At 39.9% G+C, this 15,682-nt stretch carries 14 protein-coding genes; 9 read left to right on the forward strand and 5 right to left on the reverse strand.

Annotation, left to right across the window (positions count from 1 at the left end):
* Window positions 1–18 precede the first annotated feature (18 nt).
* Window positions 19–900: a carbohydrate ABC transporter permease gene (locus tag ACQW03_RS19020; protein ID WP_071642313.1), complete on the forward strand. Its 882-nt coding sequence runs from the start codon at window positions 19–21 to the stop codon at window positions 898–900.
* A 55-nt stretch (window positions 901–955) separates the two neighbouring features.
* Window positions 956–1,837 (forward strand): carbohydrate ABC transporter permease, encoded by an 882-nt coding sequence (locus ACQW03_RS19025; protein WP_071642311.1) that lies wholly within the window; start codon window positions 956–958, stop codon window positions 1,835–1,837.
* Between the two features lie 341 nt (window positions 1,838–2,178).
* Here ACQW03_RS19025 and ACQW03_RS19030 read toward each other — a convergent pair whose 3' ends face one another.
* The 3 genes from ACQW03_RS19030 to ACQW03_RS19040 form a co-directional block, all read right to left on the reverse strand.
* Window positions 2,179–2,688: an ankyrin repeat domain-containing protein gene (locus ACQW03_RS19030; RefSeq protein WP_076293898.1), complete on the reverse strand. Its 510-nt coding sequence runs from the start codon at window positions 2,686–2,688 to the stop codon at window positions 2,179–2,181.
* A 309-nt stretch (window positions 2,689–2,997) separates the two neighbouring features.
* A complete protein-coding gene (locus tag ACQW03_RS19035; protein WP_076293899.1) occupies window positions 2,998–3,606 on the reverse strand; it encodes a hypothetical protein in 609 nt (202 codons plus the stop codon).
* Complete coding sequence (locus ACQW03_RS19040) at window positions 3,593–6,769, reverse strand: contractile injection system protein, VgrG/Pvc8 family (protein ID WP_441951184.1); 3,177 nt, start codon at window positions 6,767–6,769, stop codon at window positions 3,593–3,595. The genes ACQW03_RS19035 and ACQW03_RS19040 overlap by 14 nt, the downstream gene beginning before the upstream one ends.
* 376 nt (window positions 6,770–7,145) lie before the next feature.
* Between ACQW03_RS19040 and ACQW03_RS19045 the strand changes: the two genes are divergently transcribed.
* From ACQW03_RS19045 to ACQW03_RS19070, 6 genes are all read left to right on the forward strand, one after another.
* Window positions 7,146–8,108, forward strand: coding sequence for a helix-turn-helix transcriptional regulator (locus ACQW03_RS19045; protein WP_441951186.1), 963 nt, complete (start codon window positions 7,146–7,148; stop codon window positions 8,106–8,108).
* A gap of 113 nt (window positions 8,109–8,221) precedes the next feature.
* On the forward strand, window positions 8,222–8,848 hold the full coding sequence (locus ACQW03_RS19050) for a type 1 glutamine amidotransferase family protein (RefSeq protein ID WP_071642301.1): 627 nt from the start codon (window positions 8,222–8,224) through the stop codon (window positions 8,846–8,848).
* 51 nt (window positions 8,849–8,899) lie between these two features.
* Window positions 8,900–9,424: a VOC family protein gene (locus ACQW03_RS19055; RefSeq protein ID WP_441951189.1), complete on the forward strand. Its 525-nt coding sequence runs from the start codon at window positions 8,900–8,902 to the stop codon at window positions 9,422–9,424.
* A gap of 785 nt (window positions 9,425–10,209) precedes the next feature.
* On the forward strand, window positions 10,210–10,482 hold the full coding sequence (locus tag ACQW03_RS19060; RefSeq protein WP_441951191.1) for a hypothetical protein: 273 nt from the start codon (window positions 10,210–10,212) through the stop codon (window positions 10,480–10,482).
* Between the two features lie 425 nt (window positions 10,483–10,907).
* Entirely contained in the window at window positions 10,908–12,032 is a 1,125-nt protein-coding gene (locus tag ACQW03_RS19065; protein ID WP_441951193.1) for a serine hydrolase, read from the forward strand.
* A 313-nt stretch (window positions 12,033–12,345) separates the two neighbouring features.
* Window positions 12,346–12,867, forward strand: a complete 522-nt coding sequence (locus tag ACQW03_RS19070; protein ID WP_441951195.1) for a M23 family metallopeptidase — start codon at window positions 12,346–12,348, stop codon at window positions 12,865–12,867.
* A 390-nt stretch (window positions 12,868–13,257) separates the two neighbouring features.
* Here the strand turns inward: ACQW03_RS19070 and ACQW03_RS19075 are convergent, their stop codons facing one another.
* On the reverse strand, window positions 13,258–14,685 hold the full coding sequence (locus ACQW03_RS19075) for a pyridoxal phosphate-dependent decarboxylase family protein (RefSeq protein WP_441951197.1): 1,428 nt from the start codon (window positions 14,683–14,685) through the stop codon (window positions 13,258–13,260).
* A gap of 221 nt (window positions 14,686–14,906) precedes the next feature.
* Here ACQW03_RS19075 and ACQW03_RS19080 point away from each other — a divergent pair, with 221 nt between their 5' ends.
* Window positions 14,907–15,071: a hypothetical protein gene (locus ACQW03_RS19080; RefSeq protein WP_328800533.1), complete on the forward strand. Its 165-nt coding sequence runs from the start codon at window positions 14,907–14,909 to the stop codon at window positions 15,069–15,071.
* A 195-nt stretch (window positions 15,072–15,266) separates the two neighbouring features.
* On the opposite strand, the gene ACQW03_RS19085 is transcribed toward ACQW03_RS19080, so the two are convergent.
* Window positions 15,267–15,626 (reverse strand): putative zinc-binding protein, encoded by a 360-nt coding sequence (locus ACQW03_RS19085; RefSeq protein ID WP_013311396.1) that lies wholly within the window; start codon window positions 15,624–15,626, stop codon window positions 15,267–15,269.
* Window positions 15,627–15,682 lie beyond the last annotated feature (56 nt).

Genomic DNA, 15,682 nt, shown 5'->3' on the forward strand with positions numbered 1-15,682 from the left:
ACCTAAGGAGGTCCGACCGTGGAAAAGGTCATGTCGAATAAGCTCGTCATTGCTCTATATGTATTGCCTTCTCTACTATTGCTATTCGCTATTATATATGTACCCATCGTACTGACTGGCTATTACGGCTTGAATCAGTGGAATGGAATTGGCTCTATGACTTTTGTGGGGCTGGACAATTATCAACATCTGTTTACAGACAAAGCGTTCTGGCAAAGTGCATGGCATTCGCTGCTGCTGGCCTTGTTTTCAGGCATTAGTCTGATCGGTTATCTGGTCATTGCGATGATTTTGTCAGGGAAAATCAAGGGAGCGAATCTGCTGCGGAAAATTTATCTGATTCCCATGCTGCTGTCTTCTGTAGCAATCGCACAGCTTTGGCTCAAAATATATCATCCAACGAACGGAGTGCTTAATTCCTTATTGGTGTCGGTCGGCGTTCACAACCCACCTGAATGGTTAGCTAATCCGTCTCTGGTGTTGATTGCCTTGTTTATCCCGATTATTTGGCAATATGCAGGTTTTTATATCCTGATCTACTATGCCGGGCTGAAAAACATTCCCGAAACCTTGATGGAGGCTGCCCGGATTGACGGGGCCAGCCCCTGGCAGATTGCGACTCGTATCAAATTGCCCCTGCTGCGCGAGGTAATTAACGTTACGATCATATTATCGATTGTCGGCTCGCTTAAATATTTTGACCTTATCTATGTCATGACGGACGGTGGACCGAATGGAGCCAGTGAAGTGATGGCCTCATACATGTACCACCAGGCATTCCGCAGCTTTGACTTTGGATACGGCAGCGCTACAGCCTTCGCCCTGCTGTTCATCTGTTTGATCGCTACGTGGCTGATCCGTAAGGTTACGGCCACAAGTGAAACCATCCAGTATTCATAATCCAGTCTTGCAAACAGATGAGGGTAACAAAGGACAGGAAGAGGGAGGAACGGATATGAAAACCCAGGCAGCCGCCAACTATCCGCTTGGAGTCGCTAGCCGCGGCAAAATGTTAAATCGGGTCGGTTATGCCGTGTTGTATATCATTTTAATTATCTTGGCGGTAACGCAGCTTTTACCGCTGGTGTGGCTGATGCTTTTCTCGCTTAAAAATAATCAGGAAGTGTTTAATCTTCCGCCGTTTGCACTCCCGTCCCAGCCGCATTGGGAGAACTATATGAATGTATGGACCAGCGGCAACATTGGGCGGTACTTTTTCAATAGTGTGTGGATTACGGTCATATCCGTAGCGCTGACGGTGCTATTAGCCAGCTTTGTAACGTTTGCCATTACGCGTATGCGGTGGAAAGGAAGCAAGTTAGTTCTCGGGCTCTTTATGGTTGGAATGATGATTCCAGTCCATGCCACCTTGATTCCGTTGTTCAGCATGTTTCTCAAACTGCATCTAACAGATACTTCACTCTCTATCATCCTGTCGTATGTTGCTTTTAATCTACCGACAACGATGATGATCTTGCTGGGGTTCTATTACGCCCTGCCCCGTGAAGTGGAAGAAGCGGCCGTTATGGACGGCTGCTCGGTCAACCGGATGTTTTTTCGGATCATACTGCCCATGACAACCCCCGTCATGGCAACGACATCCATTATTAACATGATCTATAACTGGAATGAGTTTATTTTCGTCAATACGTTCATCAGCTCGGACGCGAATAAAACGCTAACCGTTGGCGTCCAGAACTTTATCGGACAATATACGACCGACTGGGGAGCTATCGGAGCTACATTGATGATCAGCATTTTGCCCATTTTGCTCGTGTTCCTCATTATGAGTGACCGGATTGTGGAAGGTATCGCAGCCGGGTCGGTTAAGGGGTAAAACAAATTCCCCTGGTTAGAAGAGCACCCCCTAGTGTAGACATTGGATCAAACCTTTTGGTTTGTCCGATGAATGCTAGGAGGTGCTTTTTATGCGAGTCTAGTTTGAGTTGAAGGAAATATATAAATGAAGTGGAAAATCCATAGATTTAAGCTTTTCTGAAAATAAATGGTGAGCAAACGTGTTAATAATTACGAAGCCAAACAATTGCGTGAATCCATCAGAGGCTAGGATGTGGTTAGGATAGGGGAATGGCAAGGTCTTATTATACTCTTATAAAATCATTGTGACCAATTTTATTGTAACATCTCGATAGTGTATACCATTAAATAAGTCTTTTTCTATCTTTTTTCATCCATCTTCTGCTTTAAATATTCAGCAATTTTTGTTTGTCCTCTTTCAATGGCAAACGCATAAGCATCCATATCCTTCATGTTGTCACCAGAGTATTTTAAAAATATATCTATATTATTCTCGACTAACAATTTGACAATCTCAAAATGACCAACATATATTGCAGCGAACAGAGGATTTCTATCTGGCTCACTAGTATCAATCTCGACATTCTGGGTAATGAGATATTCAGCAATATCTAAATGCCCTTTTGTAGCTGCTCTTTCAAGGGCGTTTGTAGAAAAAGTTCCACCCTCTGCATTAATATCTATCCCTGCATTAATAAGATGTTCTATTATTTCTAAATGCCCATAAGCTGCTGCTACATGTAACCATGTACCAAAGGGTGTCATCCATGTTAACATTTCTGGTTCTTTCTCAAGTAAATCTCTTAACCTATCCAATTGGCCACTTTTTATAGCACCCCTAATGTCTTTCGCACTTTGAACTTTATACATTTTAGTTTCTCCTTTGAATTTTATCTTCTAGAGTAGCTCGGTTTCCAGGGAATTATATAATTTCAATAATATCATCTAAATCTGCGCCTGCCGCATCAACTGCCTTTAAGTTATTAACGACATTTTCCAACGCAGAAAAATTATATTGTCAGGTACTGGGTAAGGAGCTTTTAAGAAGCCGCGGCGGCCAGTCCACAGACTAAAAAAGACCACAATACGGGCGGTTAGCTCGCATTGTGGCGTATGTTTACACAAAGTTATTGACAGACCCTGGGCCGACAATTTACTATTCCTGAAAATGCCCAATTACTAATCAGTCATCTTATTTTCATCTTCTAAAATAATAATCCTATAAGTTTTATCTTTGACGATTAGTTTATTACCAACAGCAATGTCAATATCATTAAACTTTGCCTCTATGTTGGTTTTCAGTTCATTCAGATCTGGTATTTCGTTGACAAATAAATAAAGGTCATTGATTTTTAAGCACTCAATGTCAATATCCATTTCTATTTTAGATATATCTTGATCTTTACGTTCAACGTTTTCGACTCTACAAATAATTTTGTCTCCATTATCCATACCTGCTTTACCTTTGCCAAACCGTCTTTCAAACTCTTCTTTCTCTTTTCGAGCAGGTTCTAATCCATAACGAGATATCAAATATCCTTGTACTATTTCATAATTCATACTAAAAAGTGAAGAAAGCTCGTAGTAGTTTGGCAGCCCTTCTTTGAAAATATGAACCAATTCACATATAAGGTCAGCAAAGTTACTCTCCTTTATGATTCTCTCTAATTGACCCCTCTCGTCGTTCCCAAACCAGTCAAATTCATTTGAATCTGTGTCTACAATCACTCCAGCGAAATAGGGTTTAGCATATAGGAACTTTCTTTCCTCACTATTATTTGTATACATTAAAACTACCTCCCATCAATTCAGCAAATTCTTTCATCCATGCCATATCTAGCGCCGGTTGATCTCTTTGCCTTAATAATTCTGCGTACTCTGGTTTAGTAAGTACATTCTGTTTTGCTTTATTCAGAGTTATTTGTGTATCTATATTATCCCAATTCCAGCCATTTGGTCCCCGTTCTATACTAAGTGTTGTTCCATTCGGTAATGTAGCTCTTATTTCTGCCATATCAAAACCTCTTGCTGTCTCCAAATCCTGCCAACTAAACACACCATTATTAGGATGGTTATGTGTATACACTCCATCTTTAGACAAAGCTTTATATTTTGATACATCAATCTTACCTGGATGATAGTCTGTGATAAGTTTACTTATCGGGTTACCATTTTTATCGAATATAAGACCCCACTCATGGGGTTCAACTGCATCTCCATCTCTCGTCATTTTAAAGTAATCCTCTGCGTTCTTAACATTTGGTGGTGATGGGTCATTAATCGCAAATCGACTATAGTTCCGTCCTGTTTTACCTTCAAATGTAGTCCCACTACCTGCCTTAATAACATCACCCGTCCCCTCAATCCCTGTATCTTTATTAGGCTTCGGATTTGAGGGTTGGGGTGGCTCTGTTTTTTCATTGATGATTTTAGGGCCTGGATGAACAGGTTCTTTGACTGGTGAATTTAGTATGGTTTTCGGCTTGAAAAATGAACCGGCTCCCTCAACGATCGCTGCTACACTAATGATATTGGACAAATGGTCTGGTGACAAAGGATCTTCAGGTGTCACAGCCCCACGTATAGCTTCTGTTATTCCAAATGTAGCAAAATTGATTGCGTCACTACCAGAGTTACCTTGATTACGTCCGCGCTCCATATAGGCTTGATACAATCCTTTAGGTATACCAAATGACCAATAATCTAAAAATTCACCAATTGAGTTTCCTGCATTTTGATACCTTACGCTATTAGCCTGCTCTATGCCTTTGTATAATTCAGCTAGGCTGCTTGCTGTTTTTTGAGAAGCATGTGCCTGCTCCATGGCTATTTGACTTTTTATCATCAAGCTGCTACCCGTATAACCCAGGTAACGATCCCACCAAGACTTAGGCTTCTCAACTTGTTGTTTAGGCTGCTGTTGTGCCATGCGGCTGTCGTAATTGGCTCTCCAGCGTTTTCTTACTTCTTCCGGAACCTGCTGATACGCATGAACCATGGCATTCGATTCTTTAAGCAGGTTCTGTACCAGTTCCAATGTGCTGCCGGAATGAGCTATATGACGTGCGCTCGTATACACTTTTCCTAGAATCCACTTGTTATAATAGGCTTGTTTAGCTTTCTCATGCTCGTGTAGACTAATCAACCCTTGCATGGCCAAACCAGTCAAGTATTTTAATGGGTGAACTTCGCTCCCCTTGCTACTGCCTCCAACGGTAGGGGTTCCTTTGCTCCGAACAGGGATCGCTGCGGTTGCCCTCAGAATCACACCCGCCGCAGGTCCACTTAGCGCTCCCACAACAACGCCAGCCACTTTCCCCATTACCGGAATGGAGCCTAATAGCTTGGATACTGTCCCCATCATGGCATTCGCCTGTTGAAGCTCTGCTGGACTGGTGACTTTTGCTTTAGGGGTAGAGGCTTGGTTGCTAGATGAATCCTTGGCTGCTGATTGAGCTGCTTCAAATGCTTTGATGCTCATCAATGGCGGCTCAGGCACAGGAGGGAGGTCAGCTACGAAAACAGGAGCTTTCACCGTACCTTCCTGATAAATCACCGGAGCTTTGGTATCCGTCTCACCATCCAGTACCATACTGCTGGCTCCACCCTTTAAGTATAGCGCCGTGCCAGCTTCCAGTGATAGTTCCTCGCCTGCACCCAGCTTCACATGACCACCCTGAATCTGCACATTCCCCGGACTGTTAACGGTAATGCCACCATCTTCATTTAGTGTAATTGAAAATTCATCCGAGGTGGACAGGGTCAGTTCTCGCTCAGACATTTCTATGCCGCTTCCTTGCACGTGTTGCCACACCTTCATATCGGGCTGTCCATTCGCGTGGCGTTGTTGTCGTAATGAATCTGTCACATAGGCATCCTGTTCGTGATGTGTAGGCAGATATAACTCGACTTGTTCCCCGATCTCAGGCATATCGTACCAACCACTATGTTCTTCAGCTACATATCGAGTCGCTACAGGAAACAAGCAGGCTTTGGCAGGATCTTGCTTTGGGTCGATGTCCAGTTGAAGCTGGACGAAATCCTGCTGTACCTTCAGTACCGTTCCTGTCAGTGAAATCCCGGTAGCCTGATCGTTTTCATAACGAGCATAGCGGATATCCTGTTCGGCTTGAAGATCATAACGGGTACGCAGTAAGCCATCTGCTAACGTTGTCACTGCCCGAACCACGACTAGTTCTTTGCCTTGTCCAATCGGTAACCTGATGAGGTCGCCCAGCGCATAATATTGCAGACTTTCGATCATATAGGTGACATACGAACCGACACGTTCTCCCGGCTTTTCCGCATCCAGCACATGAAACGTTTTTCGTACTCGATAAAATACATCTCGCTCCACCTTATGCTGCTTGCCTTCGGGCATTCCGAAGAAGACCTTGGGCGAGGCTGCGGTTACCTCTGGCATGAGTACGGAACCAAAGCGAGAAGCGAGACGTTTTAAAAACGCCCAATCGGTCTCCTCATATTGTAAAACAAATGTCTCCAGTTTGGCATAGTTGCTTACCGTATCAATGGCATCTCCGTACTGATATTTTCGAACCAGCGCAGTGACCAAATCATCATAGGTGCGGTGAATATCTTGATAGGAGCGTCTTTTACGTTTAATATCCATCTGGTACGAATGGGAAGCGGCCTCTAGTTCAAACGTATACACGCCTCGCACACAATGTACGGATATACGTGTAACAATCCCATGGTACAATCTTCTCAGCGATTGTCCCTGATCATTCAACTGACGAATCACAATGGGCTCTTGCTCCATATTTTGACCGATACAAGCTGCTCCCTGTTCTTCGGAGAGCAACCCACTGATATGTAAAAAGGCATGATCGTTAATAGTACGTGTTATTTGAAGCTGATCGATGTGTAGTGGCTGAAAGGGACCATAAAAGCGTAGGCTTTCATATCCGATCCCATCTGATAATACGGTCAAGTGAGTTCATGACTCCTTTCTAGATGCGATGGGTATTTCCAAGTGAAGCACGTCATCTTAAATTCGCTTCTGGTTATAGAAGCCGTAGATGGGTACAACAGTGAGTCAAGATAGATATGTATTACAGGGGTTGTACGCTATAAAGGGACGAGAGGTGATATTTAATAAACAACCCAGCATATGTATTTATCGGTTAAAAGAGAGAATTAGTTTACAGAATGACCCATTCATTATGGTATTTACTATGTGTAAATCTGGAATTGGAAGATATGAGAGGGACGTATAAAATGGAAAAAAGCATATAATAGGTGATAAGAAGAGTACAAAGAGATATTTATAAAAGATTGAGCTTTAATAAGAGAGGAGGGTTCATGTTATGCCAAAAAACGATAATATGCTGGCCATTCTATGGATGCTGAATTCGGGTGTAAAAATGACCGCAAAACAAATATCCGAAAAGTTAGAAATAAATATAAGGACAGTTTATCGGTATATTGATGCTTTATGTGCCAGTGGAGTACCGATAATATCCGACACAGGTCATAATGGTGGGTATAGCTTGCTGAATAATTTTATTAGAGCACCTTTACTATTTGATATGGAGGAGAAAAAGGCACTCCTTCATGCTGCTGTTTTTGCAAAAGAGGCTGGATACCCTTTGAGTGAGGCATTAAGCAGTGCGACATCAAAATTGAAAATGTATTCGAATCAAGAGCAGGAAAGTATACTTAGCCGTCATTTAGCCGGATTTGAAGTGATAAACCGCATGGGAGAACCTTCTCTTCAGCCGATATTGGCAGAATTGGAGCAGGCTGTAGCCAACGAATTCTCTGTAGAAATGGATTATCGCACAAGCCATGAAGAACAACCCAAGAATAGGGTGATAGACCCCTATGGAATGGTTTACTGGAACAGTAAATGGTATACTGTTGCTTTTTGTCACCTGAGAAATGAGATCCGTAGCTTTCGGGCAGATCGGATTCTACAAATCAAGCGTACTCCAATCATATTTAAGCGTTCCGAAGCTTTTTCAGCCCGTGAATTTTTTATGCAAAATCTGTTACCTGATTTAGTGGGTAAGGACGATTTAATTTCTTTAACTATCGGAGGCAGGTCCGAGGCATTGGATGACTTATGTCTGCATTGGTTTTTGGGACATCATCTGAAAGAGCGGACATCCAATCAAGCCATCTTTTTGCTTGAGGAAAAATCACTTCATACATATGTCCCTTATTTACTCCTACCCTACGGGAAATCCATTCAAGTAATCGAACCACAGAGTTTGAAGGGAAAACTTGTTGCTGTTGCGTCGGAGTTAATGGAATATTATCAACGTTAAAAGCTTCACTGACAGCAGATGTCAGTGAAGCTTTTTTATAATGATGATAATCATTGATTACCGGAGGATGATTGGTATCACTCGATGAATTATAAAATAAGGAGAATTTGCAAATGAATAATACAGTATATCTTTATGTGTTTGACACCATGGCAGATTGGGAGATAGGTTATTTAACTGCCGAACTGAACTCGGGGAGATATTATAAAAAGGGGCTGGTCCCATCAAAAATAGTTACCGTGGGAATGGAAAAGACCCCTGTAACTACAATGGGCGGATTGAAAATCCTGCCTGACATCACACTGGATGAGTGCAGCATTGAAAGCACAGATATATTGATTTTACCCGGTGGAGATACATGGACAGAAACAATTCACCAACCCATCTTAAAAATTGTTGAGAGGTGTTTAGAGGAAGGTATATGGGTTGCGGCGATTTGTGGTGCTACCATGGGACTTGCCCAGATAGGATTGCTGAATTCACGTTGGCATACAAGCAATGATCTGGAATATCTCAAAATGATCTGTCCCACCTACACGGGCGAAAAGTATTACAAAACGGAGTCTGCTGTAACGGATGGAAAACTGATCACTGCATCTGGAACAGCTCCGTTGGAATTTTCCGTACACGTTTTGAAAGCTCTGGGTGTGTTTTCTTCTAAAACATTAGAAGCCTGGTATAGTCTAAACAAAACTCGAGCATCCAAATATTACTATGAGTTGATGAATTCAATCCAATGAAGGTATGCGCATTAAATTGAACTGTTACGATCATTTAAAGGAGGAGTTAAAATGACTGAAAGCAGCGAATATGTGGGAGTGTCAGGTAAATATACAAAGAAGGGAACACCCAACGGCTTTACATCTATCACCCCTTTTATTACAGTGAAGAATCCTTCGGAAGCAATAGAGTTCTATAAAACGGTTTTCAATGCAAGAGTTAAGGATATTACTGAATATCCTGATGAGAATGGCAATAAAATAATCGTTCATGCTGAATTAGATTTTGGAAATGGTTTTTTACAGCTGGGAGCAGCGAATCCGGCATATCAATTGGTCTTGCCGCTAGATGAAGAAAATGCGTGTTATTCTTTCGGAATCTACGTTATGAATGTTGATCGGGTCATTGAAAATGCGGTAGCAAGAGGAGCGAAAGTAAGGGAACCAGTTGCAAACTTTGTTTCAGGTGATCGATTCGGAAGTATATTGGATCCTTGTGGAGTAAGGTGGTCTATTATGACTAGGATCGAGGATTTGTCAGAAGAAGAAAGCAGTCGTAGGGTTGCTGAATGGGCTAAAAGCTTTAGTGGAGAATAAATGCAATTACTTTTTTGGTAAAATGTATTAAAGTGACTATCTGCTAAAATGATGTTAAGGAAAGATTGAATATAGGGAGCATTGGTATTTTGCCTTCAATGAGGGTCTAGTTGATAAATGGAGAGAGGCCCTTCAAGTCTGGTACATAAGGCTTGAAGAGCAATAATAATAACAATTAATGCATAGCTGAAAAAGTTTGGAATAGGGGTTCGACTCCCCCCGCCTCTATACTAAAACCCGCTCATTGAGCAGGTTTTTGTTTTTAATCAATTGAAAAATGTAGACATGAAATATTTAAGGCATAGAGTTTGATGGAGCTTGTAGACATTCTGCTATGTTTAAATCATGTTGTTTACAAAATCGCTGGCGTAATTCTTCTTGAAACCATCTAGCCAATTTGGCAGGATACATTATAATTTGAATTCATCAGCTTTATTTTTTGACTTTATCTATCATTTGGGAATTGTGGTTACTATTTTTTATTTAATTGGATACAAAGGCCGCCTTTTTTCAATTCTGACCTATCTATTTTTTTATTCACTGTATGTTCGTTCTTTTCATATAAGTGACGGAGGAGACAATTTACTGATAGTAAATATGTTTTTTCTCCTATTCGCCAATAATACTGCATATTTCTCTTTTGATTCTAAATTGAATAGCTTACATGGAAAAGGTCCGAAGCAGTCTTTGATTTATAAGTTATCCATAATAATTCACAATTTTGCAGTACTTTTTGTATTATACAACTGTGTATTGTTTATTTCTTCTCAGGAATGTATCAGCTTATGGGAGAAATGTGGCAAAACGGAACGGCACTTTATTATATCTCACAGGTGAGAGACTTTAGCAGACCTATTTTGGATTATAGGGTTAACCGTTATATTGGACTCACCATTTTACTCACTTATTTATCTATAATTGTTAAAATAGATTTTCCTTTTGCTGTAATTAATAAAAGCCTTAAACCATTTGTAGTTATTGCTATGATATTGTTTCATGCAGGAATCGGTATAGGCATGGGCTTACTGACATTTTCACTAATTATGATTGTTATGTAATTATTGTTGTTTACGGATCGAGAATATAAAAAGTTATACCATTTTTCAAAGATCAGTTTCCGGAAAATATCAATTATAATTCGAAGAAAAACAAGAAAATTAGGATATGTAAGCTTTCAACACAAACAAATTCTGGTTTTCTATGATGGTTGGTGTCCTGTTTATTAATGAATTAGAAAGGCGAATGCATAGTTTCTCAATGAATGATTCCAGTAAAATACAACGTGGAATTGACTCTATTGCACAAATTTGTACAAGAATACCGTATCTTTGGTGGGCGGTTCCCTTTATAATTATTTTCAAAAAAATGGGTATTGGTGGTTATTTGTATGATTATATAGCTTCTAAAAGAAAAGTGATTCCCGTGGGGAACTGTGACGACTTATGTGAACTTCAGCCTAAGCGTGTCCATTAAGGAGCAAAGTATGAAAATAATTTTATTGTTAGTAGCTATAATTTTAATATTTATGTTCATATGTATCCTATTTTTATTCATTGCGAAGCGCCAAAATAATAAGAAAACAGAAATGGATGTTCTAAGCTTTTTGAAGGAAAATCCGAGTAAAGCATCTTTGTTTATGATCAAAAATGGTATGGAGAAAATCAGCTATAACTCAGAAGTTAAAATGCCGCTTGCCAGCACGGCCAAAGTGATCATTGCTATCGAATTTGCTCGCCAAGTTGCAGCGAAAATATTAGACGAGCAGGAACTTGTTCCTTTAGAGGAATTAAATAAATTTTATATCCCTGGTTCCGATGGTAACGCTCATCATAACTGGATCAAATCCATTCGCGCAAACCATAAAGAGGTTCAAGGGAAAATTACGTTATTGGATATTACTCACGGCATGTTAGCATATAGTTCCAATGCCAATACAGAATTTCTGATGGCGAAAATGGGTTTGGATAAGATAAATGAGAATATTATGAAGCTCTCACTTTCTTCCCATGATAAAATCTTTCCTTTTTCATCTGCGGGATTCATGTCTCCTTATATCCAAGAGACCGAAAACATAGGTTTTAAAGAGTCGATACAAAAGATAAGTGAGATGAGTTACGAGGAATATATGAAAAAAGCTATTGAAATTCATCAGATTTTAAATCGTGATCAGGGGATAGAATGTATTCAGAAATGGAACACCAGGCAGAATTATGTGCGAAAGCTTCAAGTGCTGGAATCGCGCAAGCTTCCTCGTTCAACGACTAAAGAGTATGCTTACCTCATGAAGCTTATACACAAGGGGGAGTTGGTTCCTTCTACTATAAATCCATATCTAAAGATGCTAATTCAGCGACAAGTGGATAACTCCAAGTTAATAGAGTTTGGAAACAAAGGTGGATCTACCATTTCTGTTCTAACAGAGGCTTTATATTGTACGGATCGGGAAGGAAATGACATTCAACTAGCCATGTTTATTCAAGATGATTCTGGGGTGGATCATATTTGGCTCAAGCAGAAGCTGGATTTGTTTTTTTACAAATTATTAACGGATACTGCATTTCAAGAAGAGGTAAGAAGCAAATTATCATATGACAAGGGAAGAAATTGAATGTTTTTTTATTTTGTAAAAATGCTGCTGATTCCGCTTATACTTTACTGGATCATGGCTTACTTTCCATTTAAAAATCGTATTTCGTGGTATATACACACTTTGTTTACAAGTGCATATACGTTCATGATTTTATTCATAAATGATTGGCTCAAATAGAAAAACACGAATATTCCTTTCTCTTTATGGTTTATTAGCAATATATCAAGTTTTTATATGTATTTTATTTAGTATTTCATACATTACATCCACTCCTAAACACGAAGATGCAGTCGATTTAGCGTTCCCTTTGAAAGGAGGGGCTTACGAGGTAGTGAATGGTGGAATGAGTTCATCTATGAACTATCACTTTTCGCATCGTACTCTGAAATATGCGGTGGATATAACTAAGCTCACCCCGTTAGGTTCAAGAAAAGGGATATTTGATAATCCTGAATCTTTAAAATCTTATCCCATTTATAATGATTTAGTATATAGTCCGGTTGAGGGTAGAATTATCGAAGTTGTGGATGGAGTAGAAGATAATGTCCCAAACTCCCTGGGCCGTGGTACTACAAATATGATTATCATCAAACACCAAGGATATAATATTCTGTTGTTACACTTGAAGAAAAATAGTCTATTAGTTAAGAAAAATGATTTTGTCAAGGTTGGACAAGAAATTGCGAAAGTAGGGAACTCAGGTTACAGTAGTGAGCCGCATCTTCATGTTCATGCTATAAAACATGACAATAAGAGAGATTACTTCAATGGAACCTCGGTTCCTATTACTTTTAATGGTAATTACTTAAAGAGAAATGATTTGCTATTTAATCAAACACTTATTTTTCGTTAAAAATGTATACCTACCTAGAAAGTCGGTTTGAGAATTTGTTTACCGATTTTCAGTATGGTGTATTGTTCTTCAAAGCAAGTATTTTCAACTTAAGTGAGAGGTATATCCCTTCCATAGTTTCGACACATGTGGAGTGTGTGGTAGCGATATATCGAGATGAGAAGCATTGATGCACGAGGGATAGAGGGGAATTTGAATATGTTCCTGCATTCAAAAAAAACGTTTTAGGATTGAGTGCTGTTCATTGTTACTGCATTGTACAATGGCAAATAATTTGGAAGATGTACAGGAAAGACAGTAAAGAGGAGCGACGAGCTCCTCTTATTTGTGTGATGTTGAGCATTTTTATTCATTTACAGAAAGTGTAGCATTTCATTTCACAATTTTTCATCACAAAAAGGCTTTTGTCTCATTCAATGAGCGTGCTATATTCGATAAAAGCTGAATTGTATTCCTTATCTCATGTTCCGTAGTGTCTGGGTGAATTGCACAGATTCGGAGAACAGTTTTTCCATTAAGTTGTGTCGTAAGCACAGAGGCGTATCCGTTTGTCATCATTTCTTGGGAGATCCTTTTATTGAGTGAATCTAATTCTTGCTCAGATAATCCAGTTGGCGCATATCGAAAATTAACAATCGCTAACTGTGCGGGGGATACAATTTCCCAATGATTATGTTTTTTGATTTCATCTTCAGCCCATTCTGCGAGCTGAACTCCATGCTCTATGGCTTCACCGACAGCATTAGTTCCTAAAGCTTGTAGTGTCACCCATAGTTTCAAACTTCGAGCAGGCCGCGTTAATTCAGGGCCCAGATCCCAATAATTAATATGTTCTTCATTAGTCTCGGCATCTTTCAAATATTCTGGATGAGTGCTGAAGCAGTTTCTAAGCTGTTGATTTTCTTTGGCTAAAACTACGCTACAAGAATATGTCTGCATTAACCATTTATGTGCATCCCAGGTAATGCTATCTGAACGCGATATCCCGCTCAAAAGGGGCTTATATTTCGAAGAAGCCAAAATCGATGCACCGTAAGCTCCATCCACGTGTAACCAAATGTTATGTTTTTCACATAGGTCAGCAATTTCGTTTAACGGGTCAATGCTTCCCGTATTGGTTGTGCCTGCCGTGGCAATGATCGCAAAAGGCTTCATGCCAGCCGCCTGATCATCTATTACTTTTTTTTCTAAGGCTGAAACATCCATACGAAAATTGCTATCACTTGGAATCTTTCTGATTTGATCACCACGGAATCCGAGGATGCGTAACCCTTTGGCGACCGATGAATGAGTTTGATCGGAAACATAAGCAGTTCCAATGGCATATTCCTGCTCGGATAACCTTGCATTGCGTGCAGTTGCCAAAGCGGTCAAATTTGACAACGATCCGCCCGACAGAAATAAGCCTCCAGCAGTATCGGGATATCCTGCTTGGTCACACATCCACCGGATCACTTCCCCCTCTAAAAGGCTTGCGCTCGAACTCAGCATCCAGCTTCCGGCGTGGGTATTATAAGCGCTGGTCATGATATCTCCTAACCAAGAGTAAAGAGACATTGGACTAGGAACCAATGCGAAAAAGCGAGGGTGTTGCATGAAGGTTTGGTGAGGATAGACGTTTTTCCTCATTTCGTCGACGACTTCTTGTATCGGTCTTCCTTTTTTCGGAAAACCAATTTCCCTTAGATGGGCTAATGTATCCTCATCTGCAGTATTGATTACTTTTTGGGATCGAATATTGTTATTTTCTGCAATATATGAATGTATGAACTGTTCAATAATCTCACCTAATTGCTGATTTGGTTCTTGATTCATCATAAGCATCTCCTTTGCTTAACTTCAATCAAGTATAATATAACATCTGTTGTCATATTGTGATATTCGCCGATTTCATCATTACGTTTATTTTTAGGCTCTTCGCTATTACGCAAAGTAATTTGGGGGAACCTTTGTTATCTGAAAAATATTAAAAAAGAAGATAAATGTATAGTGTTGGTTTATGTTGTATAAATAAAATTTATATGTAGGAAGGGTAGAAGGTGGAACGAGATTGGTTCTATCGCACTCTTATAAAAGAAATTAATGAAAACCTTGATATTGATATAGCCGATGTTGACTCACTTGTATGTAAAGTGTTTGAAAACGCTCTGCCAGAAGTTGCAACTGAGCTACTCGTTTTCCAATTAGAGCTCCAAATTCTTTAGGATTTTTATATCCAATGATTAAACTGGGAATAAAAAAATACTGGTGGCCCTTAAAGGTGTGTTAGGAGCCACCAGTAAAAAAAATTATGATATTGTTACATAATGAGAGCAAGCTATACTTTTACTGTATACTGTCCCAACACTTAAAACAAAGGTGAGCCATCTTTCGATACACACCTTAATTTTGATTAAGAATTATTGTCCAATTTGTTCTAAGATTTGTGTGTAAGCATTCCTATAATGATCGGGGTTAGGATCTTCTCCTATTATCTTGGGTACGTCAAAGTCAGACAGCAGGAAATGGTGTTTGGGTTGAACTTCATGCCTTGCTAAGCAACTCTTGCAACAGGACAAGGGACAGCCGTCAATCGCAATGATGTCACGTCCCGATTTTGCTGTTCTGACAAGTGGTTTGACATCACCACCAACACCAGCAATGCAGGACATTTCAGCGACTTTTTCTCGATCCATTTGTATAGCGATCATGTTAGCGGTTTGTGCTGCGGAGGAACATCCAGAACAAGAATAGACAAGAGGTAAATCAGTTCTTTTCATCTTTGTACACTTCCTTGTTTTTTCTTTGTGATCCATCACGGTACCTTTGATTCTAG

This window comes from Paenibacillus sp. DRB1-1 (genome assembly GCF_052119485.1).
Classification (GTDB): domain Bacteria; phylum Bacillota; class Bacilli; order Paenibacillales; family Paenibacillaceae; genus Paenibacillus; species Paenibacillus polymyxa_B.

Coding starts and splice junctions, on each gene's coding strand:
- ACQW03_RS19025 (WP_071642311.1), top strand. CDS start 956: ATGAAAACCCAGGCAGCCGCCAACTATCCGCTTGGAGTCGCTAGCCGC.
- ACQW03_RS19030 (WP_076293898.1), bottom strand. CDS start 2,688: ATGTATAAAGTTCAAAGTGCGAAAGACATTAGGGGTGCTATAAAAAGT.
- ACQW03_RS19035 (WP_076293899.1), bottom strand. CDS start 3,606: ATGTATACAAATAATAGTGAGGAAAGAAAGTTCCTATATGCTAAACCC.
- ACQW03_RS19045 (WP_441951186.1), top strand. CDS start 7,146: ATGCCAAAAAACGATAATATGCTGGCCATTCTATGGATGCTGAATTCG.
- ACQW03_RS19050 (WP_071642301.1), top strand. CDS start 8,222: ATGAATAATACAGTATATCTTTATGTGTTTGACACCATGGCAGATTGG.
- ACQW03_RS19055 (WP_441951189.1), top strand. CDS start 8,900: ATGACTGAAAGCAGCGAATATGTGGGAGTGTCAGGTAAATATACAAAG.
- ACQW03_RS19060 (WP_441951191.1), top strand. CDS start 10,210: ATGGGAGAAATGTGGCAAAACGGAACGGCACTTTATTATATCTCACAG.
- ACQW03_RS19065 (WP_441951193.1), top strand. CDS start 10,908: ATGAAAATAATTTTATTGTTAGTAGCTATAATTTTAATATTTATGTTC.
- ACQW03_RS19075 (WP_441951197.1), bottom strand. CDS start 14,685: ATGATGAATCAAGAACCAAATCAGCAATTAGGTGAGATTATTGAACAG.
- ACQW03_RS19085 (WP_013311396.1), bottom strand. CDS start 15,626: ATGAAAAGAACTGATTTACCTCTTGTCTATTCTTGTTCTGGATGTTCC.